21 protein-coding genes are annotated in these 26,324 nt (G+C 47.4%); 9 read left to right on the top strand and 12 right to left on the bottom strand.

What is annotated here, in order from left to right:
• Positions 1–358: 358 nt before the first annotated feature.
• From FTU86_RS11265 to tyrS, 3 genes are all read right to left on the bottom strand, one after another.
• Positions 359–2,263, bottom strand: coding sequence for a bifunctional UDP-sugar hydrolase/5'-nucleotidase (locus tag FTU86_RS11265; protein WP_180048505.1), 1,905 nt, complete (start codon positions 2,261–2,263; stop codon positions 359–361).
• A gap of 107 nt (positions 2,264–2,370) precedes the next feature.
• On the bottom strand, positions 2,371–2,643 hold the full coding sequence (locus FTU86_RS11260) for a hypothetical protein (RefSeq protein WP_005181154.1): 273 nt from the start codon (positions 2,641–2,643) through the stop codon (positions 2,371–2,373).
• A gap of 487 nt (positions 2,644–3,130) precedes the next feature.
• On the bottom strand, positions 3,131–4,363 hold the full coding sequence (gene tyrS / locus FTU86_RS11255) for a tyrosine--tRNA ligase (protein WP_005181149.1): 1,233 nt from the start codon (positions 4,361–4,363) through the stop codon (positions 3,131–3,133).
• A 63-nt stretch (positions 4,364–4,426) separates the two neighbouring features.
• Here tyrS and FTU86_RS11250 point away from each other — a divergent pair, with 63 nt between their 5' ends.
• Positions 4,427–5,554, top strand: a complete 1,128-nt coding sequence (locus FTU86_RS11250; protein ID WP_005181147.1) for an anhydro-N-acetylmuramic acid kinase — start codon at positions 4,427–4,429, stop codon at positions 5,552–5,554.
• Between the two features lie 73 nt (positions 5,555–5,627).
• Here the strand turns inward: FTU86_RS11250 and erpA are convergent, their stop codons facing one another.
• The 4 genes from erpA to FTU86_RS11230 all read right to left on the bottom strand — a co-directional run bounded on the left by erpA (position 5,628) and on the right by FTU86_RS11230 (position 9,674).
• Positions 5,628–5,963 carry an iron-sulfur cluster insertion protein ErpA gene (gene erpA, locus FTU86_RS11245; protein ID WP_005181144.1) on the bottom strand — a complete coding sequence of 112 codons (336 nt, stop codon included), beginning with the start codon at positions 5,961–5,963 and terminating at the stop codon, positions 5,628–5,630.
• 122 nt (positions 5,964–6,085) lie between these two features.
• On the bottom strand, positions 6,086–7,054 hold the full coding sequence (locus FTU86_RS11240; protein WP_171065126.1) for a putative solute-binding protein: 969 nt from the start codon (positions 7,052–7,054) through the stop codon (positions 6,086–6,088).
• A gap of 344 nt (positions 7,055–7,398) precedes the next feature.
• Complete coding sequence (locus FTU86_RS11235; RefSeq protein ID WP_016659761.1) at positions 7,399–8,409, bottom strand: putative solute-binding protein; 1,011 nt, start codon at positions 8,407–8,409, stop codon at positions 7,399–7,401.
• A 257-nt stretch (positions 8,410–8,666) separates the two neighbouring features.
• Positions 8,667–9,674: a putative solute-binding protein gene (locus tag FTU86_RS11230; protein ID WP_034598267.1), complete on the bottom strand. Its 1,008-nt coding sequence runs from the start codon at positions 9,672–9,674 to the stop codon at positions 8,667–8,669.
• A gap of 232 nt (positions 9,675–9,906) precedes the next feature.
• Here FTU86_RS11230 and FTU86_RS11225 point away from each other — a divergent pair, with 232 nt between their 5' ends.
• Both FTU86_RS11225 and FTU86_RS11220 read left to right on the top strand, forming a co-directional pair.
• On the top strand, positions 9,907–11,844 hold the full coding sequence (locus FTU86_RS11225) for an ATP-binding cassette domain-containing protein (protein WP_180048506.1): 1,938 nt from the start codon (positions 9,907–9,909) through the stop codon (positions 11,842–11,844).
• Between the two features lie 310 nt (positions 11,845–12,154).
• On the top strand, positions 12,155–13,318 hold the full coding sequence (locus tag FTU86_RS11220; RefSeq protein ID WP_005181133.1) for a zinc-dependent alcohol dehydrogenase: 1,164 nt from the start codon (positions 12,155–12,157) through the stop codon (positions 13,316–13,318).
• A gap of 52 nt (positions 13,319–13,370) precedes the next feature.
• On the opposite strand, the gene gyrB is transcribed toward FTU86_RS11220, so the two are convergent.
• From gyrB to dnaA, 4 genes are all read right to left on the bottom strand, one after another.
• Entirely contained in the window at positions 13,371–15,839 is a 2,469-nt protein-coding gene (gyrB, locus tag FTU86_RS11215) for a DNA topoisomerase (ATP-hydrolyzing) subunit B (RefSeq protein ID WP_160242676.1), read from the bottom strand.
• Positions 15,840–15,881: 42 nt separating this feature from the next.
• Complete coding sequence (gene recF, locus FTU86_RS11210) at positions 15,882–16,964, bottom strand: DNA replication/repair protein RecF (RefSeq protein ID WP_168397923.1); 1,083 nt, start codon at positions 16,962–16,964, stop codon at positions 15,882–15,884.
• A gap of 24 nt (positions 16,965–16,988) precedes the next feature.
• A complete protein-coding gene (gene dnaN / locus FTU86_RS11205; RefSeq protein WP_016659767.1) occupies positions 16,989–18,137 on the bottom strand; it encodes a DNA polymerase III subunit beta in 1,149 nt (382 codons plus the stop codon).
• Positions 18,138–18,247: 110 nt separating this feature from the next.
• On the bottom strand, positions 18,248–19,627 hold the full coding sequence (gene dnaA, locus FTU86_RS11200) for a chromosomal replication initiator protein DnaA (protein WP_104470782.1): 1,380 nt from the start codon (positions 19,625–19,627) through the stop codon (positions 18,248–18,250).
• Between the two features lie 661 nt (positions 19,628–20,288).
• Between dnaA and rpmH the strand changes: the two genes are divergently transcribed.
• The 6 genes from rpmH (at position 20,289) to FTU86_RS11170 (ending at position 25,011) form a co-directional block, all read left to right on the top strand.
• The gene (gene rpmH, locus FTU86_RS11195) at positions 20,289–20,423 is read left to right on the top strand and encodes a 50S ribosomal protein L34 (protein WP_000831329.1); all 135 of its coding nucleotides are present in this window, start codon (positions 20,289–20,291) and stop codon (positions 20,421–20,423) included.
• Between the two features lie 28 nt (positions 20,424–20,451).
• The gene (rnpA, locus tag FTU86_RS11190; RefSeq protein WP_005181120.1) at positions 20,452–20,844 is read left to right on the top strand and encodes a ribonuclease P protein component; all 393 of its coding nucleotides are present in this window, start codon (positions 20,452–20,454) and stop codon (positions 20,842–20,844) included.
• 9 nt (positions 20,845–20,853) lie between these two features.
• Complete coding sequence (gene yidD / locus FTU86_RS11185; RefSeq protein WP_045795963.1) at positions 20,854–21,174, top strand: membrane protein insertion efficiency factor YidD; 321 nt, start codon at positions 20,854–20,856, stop codon at positions 21,172–21,174.
• Positions 21,175–21,179: 5 nt separating this feature from the next.
• Positions 21,180–22,949, top strand: a complete 1,770-nt coding sequence (yidC, locus tag FTU86_RS11180; RefSeq protein ID WP_075168111.1) for a membrane protein insertase YidC — start codon at positions 21,180–21,182, stop codon at positions 22,947–22,949.
• A gap of 95 nt (positions 22,950–23,044) precedes the next feature.
• Entirely contained in the window at positions 23,045–24,400 is a 1,356-nt protein-coding gene (gene mnmE, locus FTU86_RS11175) for a tRNA uridine-5-carboxymethylaminomethyl(34) synthesis GTPase MnmE (RefSeq protein WP_180048511.1), read from the top strand.
• Between the two features lie 275 nt (positions 24,401–24,675).
• Positions 24,676–25,011 (top strand): DUF1622 domain-containing protein, encoded by a 336-nt coding sequence (locus FTU86_RS11170; protein ID WP_005181102.1) that lies wholly within the window; start codon positions 24,676–24,678, stop codon positions 25,009–25,011.
• A gap of 117 nt (positions 25,012–25,128) precedes the next feature.
• On the opposite strand, the gene FTU86_RS11165 is transcribed toward FTU86_RS11170, so the two are convergent.
• The gene (locus tag FTU86_RS11165) at positions 25,129–26,271 is read right to left on the bottom strand and encodes an MFS transporter (protein WP_005181100.1); all 1,143 of its coding nucleotides are present in this window, start codon (positions 26,269–26,271) and stop codon (positions 25,129–25,131) included.
• Positions 26,272–26,324: the final 53 nt, after the last annotated feature.

Below are 26,324 nucleotides of genomic sequence, written 5' to 3'. Positions count from 1 at the left end.
GAGTAATTTAAACCAATCAATTAATGAAAATATATTCGATTAATCAACCAGTAAAAATCCACACAAGTTGTTCTTCATAATCTCTTAATGATCTTTCCAACACCTCGTCAGTGCCAGAAGCTGGACTCAAAACACTCGACAACTCAGCGATCCGCCTCGTTCATCACCGTGTATCTCGTCGGTATGGGGTGCATTCTAGAGGATTTCAGAATCATTGCAAGCCCCAATTCACTTTATTTTTCACGTATGTATCTTTTTTCTACGAAACAGCTAAAAAAACCGGTTTTTCACTTATTTTTTGCACAATTCAAAAGAAAAAATCCCGCGAACGGGATTTTTTGCTGTCTTTCTTTTTATCTTATTCAGTAAATTTCTGCGTGCTGTAATCCGCTGTTGGCAATTTACCGAGCGCTTTTTGTCCGGTTGTTCCCGGTAAACGCTCCACATATTGTAAAAACGCTTCGGCATAATCAAGGCCCACGTCCATACGGCGCTCGCCTGTCACCTCTTTCATGCTGCTATAGTAGTCCTGTCCATTGGCCAGGAAGTCGATAGTCACCACTTTATAGGTTCGATCCAAGACCAGTGCTTCATAACTACCGCTTGTATTACGCACTTCCAGCTGGCTAATACGCTGCCCTTTGGCCTGGGTTAAATCTACCTGCCAGCGTAAACCACCAGTATATGGATAACTGCCAGTATTTCTCTGCTCGACCACACCGCTAATCGCATCTTCCAGCGTGGCTTTAATTTCTGCACCAGTCATATCCAAACGGACCAGTGTATTTTTAAATGGCAGTACCTGATAGATTTTCTCTACGGTGACTGGACCTGCCGCGACATCCACACGCACCCCACCACCATTCTGGAATGACAGATCGGCATCAAAGTACACTTTACCTTGTTGCAAGAAGGCTTCGGCAATCATCTGCTGAATATCGCCGCCATGAGCAATGACATGCGGATTCTGGTTACAGATATCGCCCAGACTAGAACGGCTGGTATCGCGCTGCGTCCCCGGTACACGGCGTAAACACAGGTTATCGGTTGCCTGAGCCACCACCGTGCTGGCAAAATTCTGTTTCTGTTGTTGATATGGCAGCAGCACATTTAAGGTCGCGGTATATGGGCTGACCACCTGCATCGGAATATTCGCCGCTTTAAAACGCTCCAGCAGCGCCGCCTGTTCGGTTGCATTTAAGGCTTCAAACTGTTTGCTCTCGGTATTTTCACGCTTAAAGTCATCGCCCACTAAAATGTGCGGTGTACCACTACACTGTTCCACCTGACCTTGCGGATTGAACCTGACCTTTAAATCACCCACTACATAGCTGTACTGCCAGGCCTGGGCAATACAGACCAGATCACCATCTTTATTTCGCGCTTGGGTCGGATATGCACCACTCGGACTCAGGCCGACCGCCTCTAAACTGTCCGGACCTAATAAGGTATGTGAATCACCGCCAACAATTACATCAACATCAGTTAAAGCCGCAGCCAGTTGCTGATCCAGGGCAAAACCGGTATGGGTTTGCAGGATAATCTTGTGAATACCCTGAGCTTTCAGGCGATCAATTTCCTGTTGAGCCGCTTCAATTTCATTAGCAAACGTAGTGTCACTGTTCGGCTGAGAGGCATTTTTGGTTTTGTCGGCAATGGTCAGGCCAATAATGGCAAACTTTTCACCGTCACGTTCAAATATAAAAGACTTTTCAATGCGCTGGGTCTGATACAGCGGCGAAGATGGGCCGAAATTCACATTGGCCGATACAATACGGGTTGATGTGGCACAGTTACCGGCATCCAGATAGTTAATAAATTTCTGTAGGCCTGCATCTTTGGCATCAAATTCATGATTACCCAGCACAAAACTGTCAAAGCAGACCGTATTCATGGCATCTGCATCGGCCTTACCTTCAGAAAGGTTGAAATACAGATCGCCGGTAATCGCATCACCACTGTGCAGTTTAATCACATTCGGATATTCCTCTGTCAGACGGTTGATTAACCCGGCGACACGGGCAAAACCACCCCGGCTGACGCTATAATTTTCTTCCTCAGCCCCTTGTGCCAAGCTAAAGTTCCAGTGCTCTTCATCTAAATGGGAGTGATGGTCATTGATATGCAGAATATTCAGTTCAACGGCTTTACCCTCGACTACTGGTGTCGGTGTAGTAGTCTGACGGTCATTATCCCCGCAGGCTGTCATGAAAACAGAAAGACAGGCTATTGATAATATGGTTTTTTTATTCAATACGTTCATCTGGCAATTACCCTGAGACTCAGTGTTTTAATTGGAATTGTCTGATTGAGTCTGTGGCCTGAACATGTAAGACAGATGAAAAAACGATCAAGATTTCATGACAATAGTTAAACCCGTTCGCGAATATGCTGCATGACTTCTAAGACCAGTGCCTGTTTACCGCGATAATCTTCGGCAGCAAACAGCAGTCTGGCTTTGCGCGGCAGTTGCTCGTGAATCAGGGCAAATAGCTGATACATGGCCGACAGCTCTAATTGCTCAAACAGTGTCTTGACCGGTTGATAGGCAAACTGCTTTTCACTTTGCGGCTGATATTCAAACAGGAAACGTAAAATGGCATCCAGCTGCTGATCATGGGTATCGGTATTATAGGAATACATGCGCTCCCTCTGGCTCGAGTTTATTTTTTATATGGAAATGATGATCCGGATTTATTTATACGCCGGATTTTTGCAGCGGGCAACCATGGGGCAGATAGTGCTCCAGCTGCTCAAAAAACCGCTTTTTTCAGGTCAAAGGCTAAATTTTGGATAAAAAAAAGAAAGAGATCTCTCCCAAAATCTCTCCCTCGGAGTTGAATCTTTTACGGATCCATATGTTATTGTCATTATTATTTTCGGCTATTTCCGCGCTTCTTGGGGATGAAACGTCATCAAATAGCAATTTACCCTCTAGATATGTAGACACCACATATTTAGACGGATAAATCTTAAACATAAAATATGACAAAATCAAGACAATCGGAAAAATTTAATTCTTGTTTTTATAAGGTTTTTTTTAAATTTAAATATTTAAATATCTTATAAGCAATATCATAAAAAAAGCAGACCGAAGCCTGCTTTTTAATTCAAATACTTAACTGCGTTTTTAGTCGGTAAAGGTGACTTTGGCAATGGCCTTTTTACTGGCCTGCACAATCAAGGTCACGTTTTCTTTTACCGAGAATGAGGCATCGACTGGTTGCCAATCAACTTTCACTGCACCACGACCGACAGCATCTTTGGCTTGTGCCGCGTTTTTGGTTAAACCTGCTGCACGTAAAATAGAAGCAATGAAAATCTCGCCGCCATATTCGCCACGTGAAATGGTCACTTCTGGTGTACCTTCTGGCAATTCACCTTCGGTAATCAGGTTACCGGCACCTTTATGCGCATTGGCTGCAGCTTCTGCACCGTGGAAACGCTCGACCAGTTCCAGCGCCAGAATCTTTTTCACATCCTGCGGGTTACGGCCTTCAGCCACTTCTTTCAGTAACTGCTGGATTTCTGCCACAGACTTGAAGCTGAGCAGGTCAAAATAACGCTCAATCAGTGAGTCCGGCATAGACAGCACTTTCTGGTACATCGCGCCTGGGGCATCAAATACACCAATATAGTTGCCCAATGATTTCGACATCTTGTTGACGCCATCTAAACCTTCCAGAATTGGCACGGTAATACACACCTGTGCTTCCTGGTTATAACGGCCCTGTAAGGTACGGCCCATTAGCAGGTTAAAGGTCTGGTCGGTGCCACCCAACTCTACGTCAGCTTCTAAAGCCACCGAGTCATAGCCTTGTACCAGCGGATACAGGAATTCGTGAATCGCAATTGGTTGCTGGTTGTTATAACGCTTGGTGAAGTCATCACGCTCCAGCATACGCGCCACGGTTTGCTGTGAGGCCAATTGAATTAAATCGGCCGCAGTTTTGCTGGCAAACCATTCCGAGTTAAACACCACTTTGGTTTTGTTTGGATCGAGAATCTTGAACACCTGTTCCTGATAGGTTTTGGCATTTTCCAGTACCTGCTCGCGTGACAACGGCGGACGGGTCGCGCTCTTACCGGTCGGGTCACCAATCATGGCAGTATAGTCACCAATCAGGAAGAAGACCTCGTGCCCCAAATCCTGGAACACTTTCAGCTTGTTAATTAAAACCGTATGACCCAAATGCAGGTCAGGTGCAGTCGGGTCAAAGCCCGCTTTAATTTTTAAAGGACGGTTCTCTTTTAATTTCTTTAGAAGATCTTCTTCAGAAATAATTTCATGCGTACCTCGTTGGATGAGGGCAAGTTGTTCTTCAGCTGGCAAGAAATTTGACATCACAAAACCCAAACACATCAGTTATTCAATTTGTGCGATATACTAACACTTTTTCAGCACATTGCAGGCTTAAGAATAACCATGACAGCGATCTATATTGGGGTAATGACCGGCACAAGTATGGATGGTGTCGATATTGTTGCTGCTTCTTTTGATCCTTTACAGCTTCATGCCACCCTGACCCTGAGCTTCGATCCCGATTTACGCGATGAACTGATGGCCCTGACCCTGCCGGATGACAATGAAATTGACCGGATGGGCAAGGCCGATGTGGCGCTGGCGCAAATGATTGGACATGGCATTAACCGCCTGATTGAAGAACACCAGCTTGATCGCAGCCAGATTCGTGCCATTGGTTCACATGGCCAGACCATCCGCCACCGGCCTGAACATGGCTTTACCCTGCAAATTGGTGACCCGAATATTATTACTGAAATAACCCAGCTGCCGGTGGTCTCGGATTTCCGCCGGCGTGATATGGCTGCCGGTGGACAAGGTGCCCCTTTGGTACCAGCTTTTCATCAGGATGTGTTCCAGCATGACAGCATCCACCGGGTGATTCTGAATTTGGGCGGGATTGCCAATGTCAGCATGTTGCCTGCCGGACAGCCGGAAAAAGTCTATGGTTTTGATACCGGCCCGGCCAATATCCTGATGGATGCCTGGTGTGAACGCTACACCGGCCAGCCTTATGATGAAAACGGCAATTGGGCGGCTTATGGCCAACCAATTCGCAGCCTGCTGGACCGGCTGCAGGCACATGAATATTTTTCCAAAGAGCCGCCAAAAAGTACCGGCCGTGAAGATTTCAACCTGGAATGGCTGGATGAGCAGATTGCCGACTGGCGCAATGACCTGGCCTATCAGGAACTGGAAGATACCCCGGAAAATGTACAGGCCACCTTGTTAAAACTGACCACCCGCGCGATTAAAAAAGCCATTTACCGCTCCGGCATGGACACCGGTGAAGTCTATGTCTGTGGTGGCGGTGCCTATAATTCCTATTTACTGGAACAGCTGCGCTGGCGCTTACGCAAACATGAGTGGAGTGTACAGACCACGGCGGATTTAGGCATTAACCCGACCTGGGTGGAAGCCACTGCTTTTGCCTGGCTGGCGATGCGTTTTCTCAACCAGCAAAGTGGCAATTTCCCGGCTGTGACCGGGGCCAAAGGCTACCGGATTTTAGGAACATTGACCGCAGTCTAGGCCAATCTCTTTGTATTAAAAAAGATATTAAAAAAGCCCTCAAAATAGAGGGCTGAGTATTTTAAAATTCTGCTTAAATCGAGAAAGAAGAACCACAGCCACACGTAGTCGTGGCATTCGGATTTTGAACCACAAAACGTGAACCTTCCAGACCTTCTAAATAGTCCACCACTGAACCGACCAGATATTGATAGCTAAGTGAATCGACCAGCATTTTTACGTCACCATTCACGAATTCAGCATCATCTTCATTCATGCTTTCAGCAAAGTTAAAGCCGTAAGAGAAGCCCGAACAACCACCACCGGTCACATAAACGCGTAACATTAAATCTTGGTTGCCTTCACTGTCACGCAATTGGCGTACTTTGTTCGCAGCATTGTCAGTCAGCACAAGGGCTTGGGCATTCATGTCGGATTCCTCGTTCGATTCAAATGTCTTTTAACAGAAAAGACCACATATCAAGTATAACATACCCAATATATGGTCAGTCATGTTCAATTCAAAGTCAATTCAGACTAATTTTATCAGGATTATTTGTAATTCTCATCCTGCAGGCCGCATTCGAAGTTTTTCGGATCCTGCTTACAGCGGAATTGCCACAGCAGCTTCATCATGCGTTTGTCATAAATGCCACGTTTGGTCAGGTCAATCCGCGCCTCACGCATCATCTTCTGATAGCCCGGTTTGTCGGCTGCCGGAATATTCATCCAGTATTTTTGCGGAATATCGGCTTTCATTTTACCCAAGATGTTAAAGGCACGCGGTAATTGACCTTTGACCCATTCCCGTGATTTCTGGCCAAAACCGGCCGGGAACTTGTTCGGGCGAATAATAATATTGCCAGTCACCTGTAAAATCGGATAATTCACAATCGCGCCTTTACTGCCCAAGCCCTTATGCAGCTCCAGTGGCTTAAACACGGCGGCCGGCGCACCAATAATATCGACCTGACCGTTATTGAATTTACTGCCGAAGTTGGTGACATCTGAACTGACTGCCTGCGCGCCAATCTGCTGCACCATAATTTTTTGTGCCTGGTCATAATCCAGGACCGCAATTTTTTTACCGGCAGCTTTGGCCACAGTATTAATACTGCGGTCATTGACCATTAAAAAGGCATCACCGACAGGCACTACACCAGCCACTTCATACTGGCCTTGAGTCATAAAGCGGGAAAATTTCGGACTGGCCAGTCCCTGCATGACTTTGACCGCCAGATTTAAATCGGGAATTGCACCAATCGCATCCAGAGAACCGGTAAAGCTGTTAAATTGACGCCCGCGCATACCGGTGACACTAATCCCGTCACATTTACCGGCTTTAAAATCTTCGGCAATTACCGCTTCATTCTGCCCGACGCGCAGTTCAATATCGGCGCCCCAGGCTTTGGCCGCCAGCTGATAGTCCAGCATCAGCGCATACACATCACCACTTTTTCCCACCAAATCAAAGACACACACTGTCTGCTTGGCCTGTGCTGCAGTCGCACCGAGTCCCATCACTGCAGCCAGTGCGATGCCTTGAGCATAATATTTCATTGATCTTTCCTTTATCGCTGTTCTTGTTGTTTTCAGTTGTACTGAAGTGTTTAATATTTTAAAAAGCTGTTTTTGCCTATCCATCCTTGTTCTTTTTACCTTTGGAGATCACCCTCTCCTGCTCCTCCTGTCTGTATGCCTTGGATGAAACAACTCATCTCTATTTTTTAGGCTTGAGCAAAGATGAAACTATTATTTTTGATTAGCTTACGTGATTTGACCTGAACTGCAATGGCCCAAGTGACAAGGTTCCAGATGCAACAACCCGGCACAGATGCCGGGTTGTTTTTCCTTAAAAATGAAGCTTATTCACCGCCCAGTGAACACTCGAAGTTGGCTTTATCGACAGAGCAGCGGGCACGTTTGAGTACGCTCATCATCGACGCATCATAAATACCGCGCTTGGTCATATCCATCCGCCCCTCACGTAACAGCTTCTGGTATTTGGTTTTCTCTTCCGCGCTCAGGTTCATTTTGTATTTGGCCGGGATGCCTGCTTCCAGACGTTTAATCATACCCAAACTTTTTGGCAGGTTTTTCGAGAACCAGTCACGCGATTTCTGGCCAAAACCGGCCGGGAATTTCTCCGGACTAATCACTAAATCAGCCGTCACATGCAGCACCGGGAAATTAAACATGGCGCCTTTGCTGCCCAAGCCTTTATAGATTTCCAGCGGCTTATAGGCATAGGCTGGCGCACCAACCATATCGACCTGGCCATTATTAAATTTCGCCACAAAGTTAGACACATCGGAGATTACCGCTTGAGCACCGACACGTTGCACCATAATTTTTTGTGCATCGTCATAGCCCAGTACCGCAAATTTCTTGCCGGCAGCTTTTTCAATCGAATCAATATTCTTGTCACGGACAAAAATAAAGGCCGAACCTAAAGGTGCAATTCCCGCCACCTCATATTTTTTCCCCCCCAGATTGGTGACCATTTTGCCGGCATTACGTTTGTCCAGGGCAAAGGTAATCGCACGTTGGGCAATGGCATTGCTGGGCACACCGCCCAGCGCATCAATTGAACCGGCAAATTTATTGTACTGACGGGCACGCATCGCAGTCAGGAAAACCGCATCACATTTGCCGGCTTTAAAGTCATTATCGGCCACGGCTTCATCCTGACGGGGAATCAGGTTAATGTCTGCGCCCCAGCCTTTTGCAGCCAGCGCCCATTCCTGGGCCATTTGATAAGATTCACCAGATTTGCCGAGTAAATCGAAGATACATACATCGACTTTGGCTGCCTGAGCATTGCTGGCCATACCCAAAGTAGCCAGCGCAGAAAGCGCGAGAATTGTTTTTTTCATTGTATTTGTCCTTACAGAATCGTCTTTCATCAAGAGTGTCCATACACTTGCTGAATATTAAGCAACTTGTTTTTAAAAAAATAGAGCTTTTACTCCAAATATTTTTAAATCGTGACCAATTCAATTTATACAGCTGCTGATCTCAAACCCACAAATTGCAGAGATCAGCAGCATTTTCAATGGCTTAAAAATTTCAGATAGCGCGGCGAAAATTTACACATCGTGGCCACTTTTTTACAAACTTATAACCATTTTCTCTATTCACCGCCAAGTGAACATTCAAAATTGGTGCGTTCTACCGTACAACGTGCCCGTTTCAGGACCCGCATCATCGAGCCATCATAAATGCCTTTTTCAGTCAGTTCGATGCGGCCATCACGTAGCAGTTTCTGGTATTTGTCCTGATCTTCCTTGCTGAGTCGGGTGCGGTATTTATTTGGAATTTCCGCTTCCAGACGTTTCACCATGGCAAAGTTTTTCGGAATCTGCTGGACAAACCAGCGCCGGGACTGCACTGCAAAACCATCTGCGAATTTTTCTGGCCGGATAATCAGGTCCGCCGTGACATTGACCACCGGAAAATCAATCATGGCACCGCGTGTGCCCAAACCTTTTTCAATTTCCAGCGGTTTAAAGGCATAGGCCGGTGCGGCCACAATATCAACCTCGCCCTGATTAAACTTGCGTACAAAATTGGAAATATCGGAATCGACTGCAATACCACCGACCCGCTCCACCATCATTTTTTGTGCCGGATCATAATGCAGAATCGCAAATTTCCGGTTTTTGATGTGCTCAACCGAGTTCATGGCCCGATCTTTAACAAAAATATAGGCCGAGCCAATCTGGCCGATGCCAGCCACTTCAAAGGTTTCCTGGCCAATCCGGGTCACCAGACGGCGGTTATTGCGCCGGTCCAGCACATAACTAATGGCTTTCTGGGCAATGCTATTACTTGGCACACCGCCCAGTGCATCAATCGAACCGGCAAATTTATTGTATTGCCGCGCCCGCATTGAGGTCATATAGGCACCATCACACTTGCCCGCCTTAAAATCGCGCTCGACCTGGGCTTCATCCTGATAGGCTTTCAGACTGACATTGCTGCCCCAGCGCTTGCTGGCCAAGGCCCATTCTTCCAGCAATTTATAGGATTCTCCGGCCCGTCCCAACAGATCAAAAACACAGACCTGCGGATTGGCCTGAGCCAGGCCACTGACGCCACACAAGGCCAGTGTCGACAACAACAAAACTCCGTTTTTCATTTTTGTCACCGTACATTTGTTTTTGTTTTTTATCAGAAATTTTAATATATCGGGCTTGGTTTTATAAAAAAACCCTGCATAGCCGCTTTCCGATAGATGACACGGCGCCCGCTTTTTCATTATTTTTTTCGATGTGTTGCTGTAGCACCTGAAATAAACTGCGCCAGCTTTTTGTTTTCCAGAGCGCATCCTTTAGAATAGGCGCATTCTGTTCCTGAGTTTAGTGAGTCCAATGATTCAATTTGACCAAGTCTCTTTACGCCGTGGTGGTCGTGTCTTATTTCAAAAAGCGTCCATGCAGATCCATCCGGGTTGGAAAGTTGGCCTCACCGGAGTCAATGGCGCCGGCAAATCGACCTTATTTGCCGCCTTATTGGGAGAACTGGGGGCAGATGAAGGCAGCCTGACCCGTCCATCGGGCTGGACCGTTGCGCACATGGCCCAGGAAGTCAAAGCCCTAGATATGCCGGCGCTGGATTTTGTGTTATCGGGCGATGAAGAATACTGGCAGATTCAGAAACAGCTGGCACAACCTGAACAGCTCAGTAACAGCGAACTGGCACAATTACATGGCCGTTTTGATGAAATTCATGGCTATTCTGCCCCATCTAAAGCCGCCCAGTTAATGGCCGGTCTCGGTTTTATGGAACATCAGCTACGTCTGGATGTCTCCAGTTTCTCCGGTGGATGGCGCATGCGTTTAAATCTGGCACGCACCCTGATGAGCCGCTCCGACTTACTACTTCTGGATGAGCCAACCAACCACTTGGATCTGGATGCCATTTTATGGCTTGAAGACTGGCTCAATGCCTATGAAGGCACTTTAATCCTGATTTCACATGACCGCGATTTTCTCGATGCAGTGACCGATCATATCCTGCATATCGAAAATCAGGAACTGACCTTATATACCGGCAATTACTCGACCTTTGAAGTGACCCGCAGCGAACGTCTGGCCCAGCAGCAACAGGCCTTTGAAAAGCAGGTTGAAGCCCGCGCACATCTGCAAAAATTTATTGACCGTTTTAAAGCCAAAGCTACCAAGGCGCGTCAGGCGCAAAGCCGGATTAAACAGCTGGAAAAAATGCAGTTGCTGGCGCCGGCGCATGTCGATACCCCGTTTACTTTCAGTTTCCGTGAACCCACCAAAATGAGTTCACCCTTACTGACTCTGGATCAGGCAGAAATTGGCTATCCGGGCAAAAGTATTGCCAGCAAAATCAGTCTGCAGATTACCCCAAGCTCGCGTATTGGCCTGCTGGGCATGAACGGCGCCGGTAAATCTACTCTAATTAAATCACTGGTTGGTGATTTAGCGCTTTTAAATGGCCAGCGCAAAGCCTCTGAACTGCTGAATATTGGTTACTTTGCCCAGCATCAGATGGATGCACTGGATGCACAAGCCAGCCCGATGCTGCAATTGTCACGTCTGGCCGACAAACAGATCAGTGAAGCCACCCTACGTTCGTTCCTCGGCAGTTTTGGTTTTAGCGGCGAACGTATGGATACGCCGTGCGAAAGCTTCTCCGGCGGTGAACGCGCCCGTCTGGCCTTGGCCCTGATTGTCTGGCAGCGCCCGAATGTACTGATTCTGGATGAACCGACCAACCATCTGGATTTAGACATGCGTCATGCCCTGAGCATGGCCTTACAGGACTTTGAAGGCGCAGTGGTACTGGTATCGCACGAACGTCAGCTAATCGCCAGTGTCTGTGATGACCTGCTGTTGGTGCATGCCGGACGCTGTACTGAATTTGCCGGTGATCTGCAGGATTATGCCAAATGGTTACGTGAGGCCCGTCAGCAGCAGATCAATGCCCAAACCGCATTGGCACAGGCCAGCGCAAGTACCAACAAGACTGCCGCACCGGCCAAAGTTGATAAAGAAGCACAGCGCAAACTGGCGGCGCAGCGCCGTGAAGAAACCCGTCCGCTGCGGAAAAAAATTGAACAATGTGAAAGCCAGATTGAAAAAATCCAGCCCCGTCTGGCCAGTATTGAAGAACAGCTGGCTGACAGCAGCCTGTATGAAGCTTCGCGTAAAGAAGATCTGCTCAAGCTGATGAATGAACAGACCAGCTTAAAAGCCACGCTGGAACAGGCCGAAGAAACCATGCTGGAACTGATGATGGAACTGGAAACCCTGGAACAATCATTCCAGAACAGTTAATCCCGTTTCTTCCGAAACCTTCCCCTCAAGATAGCCCCAGTGGCTATCTTTTTTATTTCCACTTTATGATCACTCCTCTTTTTAGCCCGTCTGTTTTCTTTAAAAAGATCAAGGAGGATGCTCACCAATAGCTGTTTTCCTCTCCGTTTTAGCTCTGATTGCACTTACTGAACTGCAATATAAAGCCCTCTTGCACACAGCTTGGCCGGTTTTTTTATACATAAATTTACAGCCGCGCATCTCATCATGAAGAAATGTGGCCGGCTCAATGCGCGGGTCTGGCCTTCTGCTAGCCAAGAGAGGAAATTCTATGCGTGCCTTAACCTATCATGGAACCCGAGATGTAAGAGTTGAATCGGTGCCTGACCCAATTATTCAGGAACCGGATGATGTCATCCTTCGCGTCACCGCCACTGCCATTTGTGGCTCAGATCTGCATTTATATCGCGGTAAAATTCCGGCCACAGAACACGGCGATATTTTTGGCCATGAATTTATGGGCGTGGTCGAAGAAGTCGGCCCCGAAGTCACAGCGGTAAAAAAAGGCGACCGGGTAATTATTCCCTTTGTAATTGCCTGCGGTCACTGCTTTTTCTGTGAACATGAGCTGACCGCTTCCTGTGAAAATACCAATACGGGCCGCGGCGCCATTCTGAATAAAAAACAGATTCCACCGGGTGCAGCACTGTTTGGCTACAGTCATCTTTATGGCGGGGTGCCGGGTGGACAGGCCGATTATGTGCGAATCCCCAAAGGCAATATCGGTCCTTTTAAAGTTCCCGGTTCACTGCCGGATGAAAAAGTGCTATTCCTGACCGATATTCTGCCAACCGCATGGCAGGCGGTGACCAATGCACAAATTGGCAAAGGCTCCAGTGTGGCGATTTATGGTGCCGGCCCGGTCGGATTACTGTCAGCGGCCTGTGCACGGATGCTTGGCGCTGAACAGATTTTTATGGTCGATCATCACCATTACCGGCTGCAGTTTGCCCATGAAACCTATGGCGCGATTCCAGTCAATTTTGATGAAATGGATGCGGCCGAGTTTATTATTGACAATACTCCCGGCCATCGGGGTGTCGATGCGGTCATTGATGCAATTGGTTTTGAAGCCAAAGGCAGCATGATTGAAACCGTGATGACCAACCTGAAACTGGAAGGCTCCAGCGGCTTTGCCCTGCGCCAGTGTATTGCCGCAGTGCGCCGTGGCGGCGTGGTCAGTGTGCCGGGCGTCTATGCCGGTCCAATTCACGGTTTCCTGTTCGGTGATGCCTTTGATAAAGGCCTGACCTTCAAGATGGGCCAGACCCATGTGCATCGGTACCTGCCCGAATTACTGGAACGGATTGAAAATGGCGACCTGTCCCCCGAAGTGATTATTACCCACCGTATGAAACTGGCCGATGCTGCCGAGGGCTATCGTATTTTTGATCAACGCGAACAGGATTGCCGCAAAATCATTCTCACGCCCTAATCCATCGCGCCAACAAAAAAGCGCCCGCAGGCGCTTTTTTTAAATCATGCCCTTAGGCATCAATATCGGCATTCAGGGCATTCTCTTCAATAAAGGCACGACGTGGTTCCACATCATCACCCATTAAACATGAGAACATCCGGTCTGCTTCAATCGCATCTTCAATGGTCACCTGCAGCATATGACGGTTTTCCGGGTCCATGGTGGTTTCCCAGAGCTGCTCAGCGTTCATCTCACCCAGACCTTTATAGCGCTGGATCATCATGCCGCGACGTGAGTCCTGCAGAATATGCTGCCAGACCTGATGGAAGCTGTTGACCTGAATCTTGCGCTCGCCTTTTTGCAAGTACGCGCCTTCTTCAATCAGGCTAAACCAGCTCTTCGAGTTCTTCAGCAAACGTGCGTACTCACCTGAGCCGAGTAAACCGGCATCCAGCAAATAGGCATGTGGCAGGTTATGTACATAAATAGTAATACGTGGCCAGTAAATCGCAGACTTCTGTCCTTCCGCATCTTCTTTATCAAAGGTTTCGATGCTGAGTTCAGGACGTAAACTGCTTTGAGTGGCCGCGATATAGGCACATAACTGCTCACCCCAAGTCTGTACATAATCCAGATCATGCGCCTGATCCAGCTTGAACGCCTCTTGCGCCAGCAAACCATCTAACAGGCTGGCTGGATAACGCAAGGTTAAACGGCTCAGGCTCTTTTGCGAGGTCTGATAATCGGCAATCACCGAAGCCAGTGCTTCACCACGAATCGCCGGTGCATCTGCGCTGACATGCAGGGCCAGTTCATCAATGGCATTGGAAATCAGATAGGTTTCCAGTGCTTCATTGTCTTTAATGTACTGTTCCTGCTTACCTTTTTTCAGCTTGTACAGCGGTGGCTGGGCAATATAGATATGACCACGTTCCACCAGCTCCGGCATTTGACGAAAGAAGAACGTCAGCAGCAAGGTACGGATGTGCGAACCATCGACGTCGGCATCGGTCATGATAATGATTTTGTGATAACGCAGCTTGTCCGGGTTATATTCTTCACGGCCAATGCCGCAGCCCAGTGCAGTAATCAAGGTGCCGACTTCTGCCGATGAAATCATCTTGTCAAAACGGGCACGTTCCACGTTCAGGATTTTACCTTTTAGCGGTAAAATCGCCTGCATTTTACGGTTACGGCCTTGCTTGGCTGAACCACCCGCAGAGTCACCCTCGACCAGATACAGTTCAGATAAAGCTGGATCTTTTTCCTGACAATCGGCCAGTTTACCCGGTAAACCGGCAATATCCAGCGCGCTCTTACGACGGGTCATTTCACGTGCTTTACGCGCTGCATCACGGGCACGCGCTGCATCAATAATTTTACCCGCAATGGATTTTGCCGCTTGTGGATTTTCCAATAAATATTCAGAGAAAGATTTATTCATGGCCTGCTCAACAGCAGGCTTCACTTCACTCGATACCAATTTTTCTTTGGTCTGTGATGAGAATTTTGGATCTGGCACTTTGACCGACACAATCGCGGTTAAACCTTCACGTGCATCATCACCCGACACCACGACTTTTTCTTTTTTCAGGATATTTTCGCTTTCCATGTAGTTGTTTAACCCACGGGTTAGCGCAGCACGGAAGCCTGCCAAGTGCGTTCCACCGTCTTTTTGTGGAATGTTATTGGTAAAGCAACGTACGTTTTCCTGATAGGAATCATTCCACTGCAAAGCAACTTCTACGGTAATTCCGTTTTCAGCCTGTGTCGTGAAATGGAAAATTTCATTCAGATGGGTTTTGCCTGCATTGATATATTTCACAAATTCAGACAAACCACCTTCATAGTCAAAAATATGTTCTAAATTGACACGTTCATCACGCAATACAATACGCACGCCCGCGTTTAAGAAAGACAATTCACGCAATCGGCGTGCCAAAATATCCACATTAAAAATGGTTTGGCTAAAGGTTTCAGCACTTGGCCAGAAACGAACCATGGTTCCGGTCTCTTCTGTTTCACCAACCACAGTTAATGGATATTGCGGATCACCATGACGGTATTCCTGCTGATGAATCTGACCGGCACGTTTAATGGTCAGTTCTAGTTTGCTCGACAGGGCGTTTACCACCGATACCCCGACCCCGTGCAGACCGCCCGACACTTTATAACTGTTGTCGTCGAACTTACCGCCGGCGTGCAGGATGGTCAGAATCACCTCGGCAGCCGATACGCCTTCTTCCGGGTGAATGTCGGTTGGAATGCCGCGACCGTTATCGGCCACAGATACCGATTCATCTTCATGAATAGTGACTAGAATCTCGTCACAATGGCCGGCAAGCGCTTCGTCAATCGCGTTATCGACCACCTCGAACACCATGTGGTGCAAACCGGTACCATCATCTGTATCACCGATATACATGCCCGGGCGTTTACGAACAGCATCTAGGCCACGTAATACTTTGATACTAGAGGAATCATAAGCCTTTTCATTGGTTTGTTCTGTTTGAGTGGCAGATTGATCTTCTGAACTCATGGTTTCTCCCTAGTAAAAACTGGTCTATCCAAAGATAAAAAACTATTGCACAACAACTTGAACAGTACCGTTTTCAACATTGAATAATTGATAGGAAATAGACAAATCATGTAAGTGATTCTGCACTGATTCATGGTCTAAGGTGGTAATAAAAACTTGACTACCAAGTTGGCTCAATCGCTCAATTAAACGTCGTTGTGCGGTTAAATCTAATTCTGCTGTCAGATCATCTAATAATACCACAGTTTCCTTATTGCACGCATGCAGCATTGCAATCTGTGACAGTTTTAAAGCCATGATCAATAACTTTTTTTGTCCGCGTGACAGCACTACATCGGCATCGCCCGTCGCTGTTTTTAAACGTAAATCTGCGCGATGCGGTCCATATTCGGTATAACGGCGCTCCACATCTTTCTGATGATGATTGACCAAATCGCTCATTAAACCCGGTTCCGGATGAAATCCCGGATGGTATTCCAAGCGAATATTTAAATCGGGCAACAACTGCTGTAAATCCTGCTGAAAATAGTGCTGCCACTGCTCGATAATACTGTAGCGTTGCAGATGCAGCATTTCACCATACTGGCTCAGCATCTGGTTCCACGGTTCTAGTTCTGCCAGGCTTAAATGACGCCGGTTTTTTAGTAAGCTGTTACGCTGTTTTAAGGCCCGCGAATAGTATTGCCAGGCATGATAAAATTCTGGTTCCACGTGGAACATCATCCAGTCCAGCAGCTGGCGGCGCGGTTTGGCGCCGTGGTCGATAATATCAGTACTTTGCGGATCAATCAGTTGTAGCGGCAGCAGTTTGGCCAGCTGCCCCTGGGTGGCAATATGATCACCATTGACCTTAATCAGTTGTTCCCCAGACAGCAGTTTTTGCATGCCGATTTTTTCGGTGGGCGACTGGGCAAATACAATCGCATCTTGGGCATCATGCTGAATATAGTTTTTGGGGATATGGGTACGGAAGGAACGACCGGTGGCTAGTAAATGAATGGCTTCCAGAATCGAGGTTTTACCGGAGCCATTGGCACCATAAAAGACATTAAACGGCTGCAACCCGACGAGTGCAACCGCTTTTAAGTTTCGAACACGTTCTATATTTAAACGCGTAATATGCATAATCGTGTCAGATCACATACAAGCTTAGACACGCATCGGCATCACAACATAGGTTTGATCTTGCTGCGCTGGGTCTTGCACCAGTACCGACTGGTTGGCTTCGGTCATGGTCATCGCCACATCATCACCATCCAGTGCACCTAATACATCCAGCAGATATTGAGCATTGAACGACATTTCCAGCGGTGCATTGTTGTATTGCACGGCCAGGTCTTCAATCGCTTCATCCTGCTCCGGGTTGTTGGCACGTAATTGCAGTGAATCTGCATTAAAGTTCAGGAATACGCCGCGTAATTTTTCATTACTTAAAATCGCCACACGCTGTAACGACTGCTTGAAGACATCATGTGCAATCATCACCACTTTATCGCCACCACGTGGAATCACACGGCGGTAATCCGGGAATTTACCATCAATTAACTTGGTGGTGAAACGTACGGTAATATCACCCTGCTCTTTGTCACGGCTTGGCACGGAAATGGTTACATTTAACAGTTCACGACCAATTAACAAAGACAGCTGCTCATCTTCAATACTGAGCAAACGCTGTAATTCACCCACGGCTTTACGTGGCACAATTGCCTGAATTGGCTGCGTCGCATTTGAGGAGGCACCGGTTTCACATAATGCCAAACGGTGGCCATCGGTAGTCACAGCGCGCAGCTGGTTTTCATCAATTTCCAGCAAGGTGCCGGTCAAATAGAAACGTACATCCTGCACCGCCATGGCAAAGGCGGTTTTTTCAAATAAACGTTTTAATTCACGCTGAGTCACCGCTACCTGTGTGCCTTGAGTATTTTCAGTGGCCAATAACGGATAATCTTCGGCTGGTAAAGTGCCCAACACGAAACGGCTGTTGCCTGATTTTAAAATACAGCGCTGATCTTCAGTAATCTGCAGGTCAATTAAAGCCGCAGTCGGCAAAGATTTACAGATATCCATCAGTTTACGTGCCGGCACTGTGGTCTCACCCGCCTGTAAACATGCACCTTCAGCCAGAACCGTACTGGCCACCAGCTCAACTTCCAGATCGGAACCGGTAATGGTCAGTGCCTGTTCGGTCACCTGAACTTTCACGTTAGATAAAATGTTTAACGTATGGCGACGTTCAACCGCTCCTACAACATGTGATAGAACATTGAGTAAGCTTTCTTTGGCGATTTTTAAACGCACGGTACATTCCTCTAACAACTGAAGATGATGAAGATAAAAATTAATTTTTTAGCAGTGTACTATGCGGCAGAATATGCCGCATTGCAAGAACAGAATTTGACCAAACCGGCCTAACTTTGCAACAGGCGTTGCAGGTTTTTATAGTCCTCGTTGAAGATTGGATCTTCTTCGCGCAGGCTTTGTACTTTCTCGCAGGCATGCATCACGGTACTGTGGTCACGACCACCAAAAGCCATGCCAATTTCAGGGAAACTGTCACCGGTCAGTTCACGGGCCAGCCCCATTGCCAGCTGCCGCGGACGGGCATAAATCCGGGTACGTTTTGGCCCGACCAGCTCTTTGAGTGGAATACGGAAATATTCACTGACCACACGCTGAATATTTTCGGTACTGATGGTACGCGCACGAATCGCCAGCACATCTTTTAGAGATTCACGCACCACATCCAGATCAATCGCGGTGCCTTTAAAACGGGAAATCGCGACCACCTTATTTAAGGCGCCTTCCAGTTCACGCACGTTGGCGACCACCTGCTGGGCAATAAACAAGGCACAGTTGCGCGGTAAATCGACGCCACTGCTTTCGGCTTTCTTTAATAGAATTTCAATCCGGGTTTCAATATCGGGCGGTTCTACCCCCACCGACAGGCCCCAGGAAAAACGCGATACCAGACGTGGGTCCAGTTCGGTCAGTTCTTTTGGATAACGGTCCGACGTCAGAATAATCTGCTTGGATTCATCCAATAAGGCATTAAAGGTATAGAAAAACTCCACCAGACTGGCTTCTTTACCGGCCAGCAAATGAATGTCATCCACCAAGAGCAGATCGAGTGAACGGCAATTTTTCTTGAATTCTTCAACCTTGCCCTGCTGTAGCGAGCTAACAAAGTCATGTACAAAGCTTTCAGCAGTCATATACATGACCCGGGCATTCGGCTTGGCCTGCAACAAGGCATTCCCCACCGCTTGCATCAAGTGGGTTTTACCCAGACCGGTCGGGCCATATAAAAATAGCGGGTTATGTTGTGAGGCGCCCAGATGGGTCAATACTTTACGGCAGGTTTCTGCCGCCATCTGGTTAGAACGACCTTCGACAAATAAAGAAAAGGTAAATAAAGGATTTAACTGACGCTTGCGGCTGTTTTTGCTGCCACTCTCTTCTTTGTCCTTTTTTGGACGGCTGACCGGTGCCGGTGTTGATTCTAAAGCAGCAGTGGTGGTCGCCGGCTGTTCACTGGCCGATAAAATGGCGCCCGGACGGGAATCGACCAGGATTTCAACTTTACGTACCCGTCCTTCAGACAGTTGTTCGGCCAGAATCGTGATCAGCTCAAGATGATGTTCCTGAATATAGCGGGTCCAATACGGGTTCGGTGCATATAAACGTAAAGTATCTTCTGATTCTTCTGCAACTAATGGGCGAATCCACATCGTAAAGACATTCCCAGAGAGCTCTTGTCGCAAGCGATTTAAGCAGTCCGTCCAAAGCATGTGAAAACCCCTATTTATTCCATTTTAAATTTAAAACGCATTCGTCCGCTGCAAGCGGGTCGCCATTCTAACCAAGTTATCCACATCTGTCATGAGAAATTGAGCGAATTTAGCCAAAAAACAAACATCAAGATCTAAATTTAAATTTAAAAGCTGGTGTGGATAAGTTTATCCGCAAGCTGTGGATAAAATATAGCATAAAGTTATCCACAATGTATTAAAAATATAAAAACACAGTTATCCACATGCAAAGTCTATGTTTTTTAAATTTAAAAATTGCTTTTCCACATAAAAAAGCCACCCTAATAAGAATAAATTTAAATTTATAAATTTGAATTTATATATTAGAGCGTGCTCGGATGTGGATAAACTGAAAATAAATTTAAATTCGAATTTAAACCTGCAGAGAATAAATTTATTCACATGGTCTTGTGGATAATTATGTGAATAATATTGTTTATAACTTATTTTGTATTTTTTAACAATAGGATAGCTTGTGAATAAGCCAGAATATGTACAATTACCTATTCCTGGATAAACTTAAGGCCTTTTATAAAAATTAGGCTTATTTTAAAGGAAAACCGTGTTTTTGATTGACAGCTCAAGCAATGAGCACTAAAATCGCGGACCTTTATAGAAAGATCATTTTTGGAGTTTCGACATGAAACGTACATTCCAACCATCTGAATTAAAGCGTAAACGCGTTCATGGTTTCCGTGCTCGTATGGCTACTAAAGCTGGTCGTCAAGTATTAGCTCGCCGTCGTGCAAAAGGTCGTCACAGCTTAACTGTTTAATCAGTCACGCTGCATCGACTTGGGTGTTATGACATCACTTTATGGCTTCAGCACAGAGCTTCGTATACGCTGTGCTGCCGATTATAAAGATGTGTTTGATGGTGCGCTTTTTAAAGTGCATCAACCCCATTTCTTATTTCTGGCAAAACCGTCCGAACTGCTGAACAGCCGTTTGGGTATTGTTGTTGCCAAGAAAAAAGTGCGTCGTGCACACGAAAGAAATCGAGTAAAACGACTTGCTCGCGAAAGTTTTCGCCTGCATCAACAGCAATTGGCTGTACTGGATATTGTGGTGATGCCCAAAATGGGGATTGAAACAGTGCCAAATGCAGAGTTACATCAGCAATTACAATTTGCTTGGCAGAAATTGCACCGCCTTGCCAAAAAGCATTCTAAAATAGCTCCCTCCCCACATCAGTAGAGATGACCAATGGTACGTTTACTGCATTGGTTGATTCGTTTCTATCAGATTGCGATTAGTCCGCTTCTTGGACCACGTTGTCGCTATATTCCAACCTGTTCTCAATATGCCCTGGAAGCAGTCCAGATCCATGGGGCCGGACGTGGTGTGTGGCTGGCGACTAGACGTATCTGTCGTTGTCATCCGTGGGGTGGTTCGGGCTATGACCCTGTACCGGCCAAAGCAATTCGTTTTATTTCATTTCAGCAAATAGATTCTCAAACGGGTCACATTGCTGTACCCTTTCGTGAACGTTTATTGAACCAAAATCACTCTAACCACTTGGGGTAATAGATATGCAACAATGGGCCAGGATTGCAATTCTCGGGGCCATGTTTGTTGTCGCTTATTTGCTCATTTTGGCTTGGCAAAAAGATTATGGAAATGCTGAAACCCAACCACAGCAACAGGCTGCGGTGGTTTCACATGAAGTGTCTGCAGATTTGCCAAATGGCCAAACCGCTACAGCAGCTTCTGATGTACCGCAGGCAAATATTTCAGCGCAGCAGACTCAAACCACAGATGCCACTGCACCTGTAAGTCAGCAGCTTATTTCAGTACAAACTGACCTTTATCATCTTTGGATCAATCCAAAAGGTGGTGATATTGTTCGTGTTGAATTACTCAATCATGACAAAAATAAAGACAGTGATGCACCGTTTGTAATGCTTGAAAGCGATGACAAACGTACCTATGTCGCTCAGTCAGGCCTGATTGGTCTGAATGGACCAGACAGCAGCCGTAATGGTCGTCCAAACTATGAAGTTGAAAAATTAAGCTATAGCCTGGAAGATGCCAAAGCCGTTCAGAATCAGGACGGTGAAGCGGTGAAAGTGTTAAATGTACCAATGGTGTACAAAACTGCTGACGGTGTAGAAATTATCAAGACCTTCAGCTTCAAGCAAGGCGAATATCCGATTGTGGTCAACCACAAAGTGGTAAACCGCAGTGGCCAGAACTGGCAAGGTCAAATGTTTGGTCAGATCAAACGCGATAACTCGGATGATCCGGGTAAATCGGACCAGGGCATTTTCACTTTGGGTACCTTCCTGGGCGGCGCCTGGGGGACACCGGATGAACACTACAACAAGCTGAAATTCGACAACTTCACTGAAGAAAAACTGAATGTTGAAGCGACTGGCGGCTGGGTTGCGGTGGTACAGCACTACTTCGTGAGTGCATGGGTGCCGGGTAACCTGAAACTGACCCAGGCCGATGGCCAACCGTATAGCGCCAAGCTGGAATCGCGTAAATCAGGCGATAATATGAATATTATCGGCTTTACTTCGCCAACCATTAATGTACCGGCAGGTACAGTGGCAGAAGTCGATGCGACCTTCTATAGCGGTCCAAAAATCCAGTCAGAGCTGAAAGATCTGGCCACTGGTCTGAATCAGACTGTGGATTATGGCTGGTTATGGCCAATTGCCAAACTGCTGTTTGTAGGCTTGGAATTCTTCCACGGCTTAGTGGGGAACTGGGGCTGGGCAATTATTCTGTTGACCATTCTGGTGAAGCTGATTCTGTGGCCATTATCGTCGAAGAGCTACCGTTCTATGGCGAAAATGCGTGTGATTGCACCTGAAATGCAGCGCATGAAAGAAGAGTTCGGTGAAGACCGGATGCGCTTCTCGCAAGAGATGATGGCGCTGTACAAACGTGAACAGGTTAATCCGTTGGCCGGCTGTTTACCGCTGTTACTGCAAATGCCAATCTTCCTGGCCCTGTACTGGGTACTGATGGAATCTGTAGAGCTGCGTCATGCGCCATGGTTACTCTGGATTCAGGATTTATCGGCAATGGACCCTTGGTTTATCTTGCCGCTGATCATGGGTGCGACCATGTATATTCAGCAAATGCTGAACCCGCAGCCGACCGATCCTATGCAGGCTAAAGTCTTCCGCATTATGCCGGTCATCTTTACCGTATTCCTGCTGTTCTTCCCGGCGGGTCTGGTGTTGTACTGGATTGTCAACAACCTGATCACCATCTTGCAGCAAGGCCTGATCAACAAATCTGTTGAGAAAGACCGTGCCAAACGTGATGAAGCGACCCCAGTCAACTAAGTTGTACTGACGAGCTGAATAAATCCGCTTAAGATGATACTCTTAGGCGGATTTTTTTTGGCCCGACTTTAAGCATTGCGACAGGTGAATTTATGCTGACCCAAACCACAACAATTGCTGCGATTGCCACTCCACCCGGGCGTGGCGGTGTGGGGGTAATTCGCCTGTCTGGTCCCAAATCCTATGCTATTGCTGAAGCCTTAACCCAAAAGCAGCTGCCGAAAGCCCGTTTTGCCGGCTTCCGTCAGTTTTATGAGGCTAGCGGTGAGGTGATGGATGAAGGTTTGGTGATTTGTTTCCCCAATCCAAACTCCTTTACCGGTGAAGATGTGGTGGAACTGCAAGGTCATGGTGGCCCGGTCATTCAAAATGCCCTGCTGGCACGTTTACTGGAACTCGGCGCGACCGCAGCCAAAGCGGGTGAATTTTCCATGCGCGCCTTTGAAAATGGTAAGCTTGATCTGGTACAGGCCGAAGCGATTGCCGACCTGATTGACGCGACCTCGCAGGCTGCAGCACGTTCTGCGGTACGTTCTTTACAAGGTGCATTTTCAACCAAGGTCAATACGGTTTTAGAAAAACTGATTCATCTGCGTTTGCATGTGGAAGCAGCAATTGATTTTCCGGAAGAAGAAATTGATTTTCTGGCCGACGGCAAAATTCTGGCCCTGCTGGATGATGTCGCCAGCTCAGTCACCGCGGTACAGCAATCGGCGCGTCAGGGACAATTATTGCGTGAAGGCTTGCAGGTGGTGATTGCCGGTAAACCGAATGCCGGAAAATCATCTTTACTGAATGCTTTAGCCGGGATTGAACGGGCGATTGTGACCGATATTGCCGGTACCACGCGTGATGTGCTGCATGAAAAAATCACCTTAAATGGCTTGCCGATTACCCTGACCGATACCGCCGGTTTACGGGAAACCGGTGATGTGGTGGAAAAAGAAGGCATCCGCCGCGCGATTAAAGAAATTGAACAGGCTGATTTATTGCTGCTGGTGTATGACCTGAGCCAGGGTGAAGATCCGCTGCAATTGGCCCAGGAATATTTTGCCGATCATCTGGAACCCAAACGTCTGATGCTGATTGCTAATAAAGCAGATTTGACTGGTGCAGCAGCAGAAATGGGTGATTATCAGGGTTTTCGTCATATTACCGTGTCGGCCAAGCAGGAAACCGGTGTTCAATCGCTCATAGATGCGATTACAGCGCATGCGGGCTTCCAGCCGGAAGAAGATACCTTCATTGCCCGAACTCGCCATTTAGACGCAATGAAGCGCACCCAGTACTATCTGGCCGAAGCGCGCGAGCAGCTGGTGGATTATCATGCCGGTGAGCTGGTGGCTGAATCCCTGCGTCTGGCGCAAAATACTTTAGGTGAAATTACCGGAGATTTTAGTGCCGATGATCTGCTGGGCAAAATTTTCGGTTCTTTCTGTATTGGAAAATAAGCGCAGCACGCTCTGAGCTTGCTATGCATTTAAAAGCATCAGGTGTTAGCCACCTGGTGCTTTTTTATTGCTTTTTATCAGGCAATCTCGTCATTTCAGCCTAAATAGTTTTGTATGTTCTAAGGGAACAGCCTGTCACATTGTATGGGCTAGCCTATATCCCACCATCCGCCCTTCTATTGCCCGATATTCAGGCTATGATGAGTGAATAACCTACAAGTTGTTCCAATAAAATCCTGAATGCAGTTCAACAAAAACACTGCCGGAGGTGTGGCATGCTGGAGGTGGTTGATTTACGTGAGTCACTGGTTGCTTTAGTGAGTGTGCTGCAGCTGTTGCTCGAGTTTATCTCGGTGGTCTGTGTGGTGATTGGTCTGGTCAAAACCTTAATGGTGCTGGTTCAGCTAAAATCCGGCCGCAGTGCGCGCTATTGTTTTGGCAATTGGCTGGCCACTGCGCTGGAGTTTCAGCTGGCCGCGGATATTCTGGCCACCACGGTCGATCCGGATATGGACAGCCTGATCAAACTGGCGATTATTGCGGTCATTCGGACCTTTTTAAACTACTTTTTAATGAAAGAGCTGGAACATCAACCCGGTACAGAGAAATAAAACTATTCAATCATCTGGTGGATGTTGATATGGTCAGCATCTGATTGGCAGCGCAGTCTGTCCGCACCCAGGATCAGGCCGAGGGTGCCTGATCATCCCCGACTCAACAGCATTAATTTAAAAGGTTAGCACTTTACGCTGCTGCCAGATCAGGCTGAGGCAAAGCAGCCCAATCAGCATGCAGAAGCTGATAATACCCACACTTAAGCCAAAATGGTCTGATAAATAGCCCACCGCAATAATCGGTACAATGGTGCCCAGATAGGCAATAAACAGATAACTGGACATAATTGCAGCGCGGTTGTGCGGCTGACTCATCTGGTGAATCAGGCCAAAGGCGCCCAATAAGCTCAAGCCATGCCCAATTCCGACCAGCACATCACTGACAAAGAACAGCGGGCTCCATTGCAGCGACATACATAACCCCAGCAGAAGCAGACTGCCGAGCAGCGCATAGAGCCCCCAGCGCAAGGCCGTGGCAGGCAGCACGCTACGGGCAAAAAACTGGACGATGGCTGAAATAATTAAAATCGCGGAAATTGCTACACCACTGACCAGTGGCCCATGCCAGGGCAAAATATCCTGCACAAACGACGGCGACAGCGAAGCAAACAGACTAAAGCCGGCAAAGGCACAAAACGCAGCGAAACTGACCAGAAAAAAAGCAGCCTGATACGGCGCATCCGGGGTTTGCAATTTGGGATAAACCGAAAAGGGCTGCTGTTCAAAGGCAGGCTGTTTTAGCTTGAACAGGCCCAGCCCACAGAAAATGGCACTGACAATCACCGGAAGATAAGGCGTGACCAGCGGTTGCTCGGCAAACTGGGCAATCACACCGCCCAGAAATGGCCCTAAACCAAAGCCAATTGCGGTAATAATCGAGCTGAGCTGTGGCGCCAGCAGTTTATGGCTATCGGGCACTACATTCATCAGCCCCAGCATGGCAGAGGTGGTAATCAGTCCCGAAGCAATCCCAATAATAAAGCGGCCGAGGCCCAAATACAGTGCTGTCGGCGCCCAGGCTGACAGTATCAGTCCAATCGTGACCAGGGCAATACCGACCTGCAAGCTGCGAACAAAACCAAAGCGGTTACTGGTTCGCCCCAGAAACAGTAAAGTGGCCAGACAACCGAACATATAGGCTACAAACAGATAGGTAATATGACTCGGCAGCAGCTGCCACAGCTCCTGATATAGGGGATATAAAGGGCTGGCCAGTGCGGTTCCAACGGTACCAATACACAGCGCCAGGCTGACCATTAAAAACGGCTGCCACGATTGAGCGTTTGACATGAGAGAATAAAAAAATACCT

The sequence above is a fragment of the Acinetobacter sp. YH12155 genome, from assembly GCF_013418255.1.
GTDB classification, from domain to species: domain Bacteria; phylum Pseudomonadota; class Gammaproteobacteria; order Pseudomonadales; family Moraxellaceae; genus Acinetobacter; species Acinetobacter indicus.
This window is presented reverse-complemented; position numbering and strand designations above follow the sequence as displayed.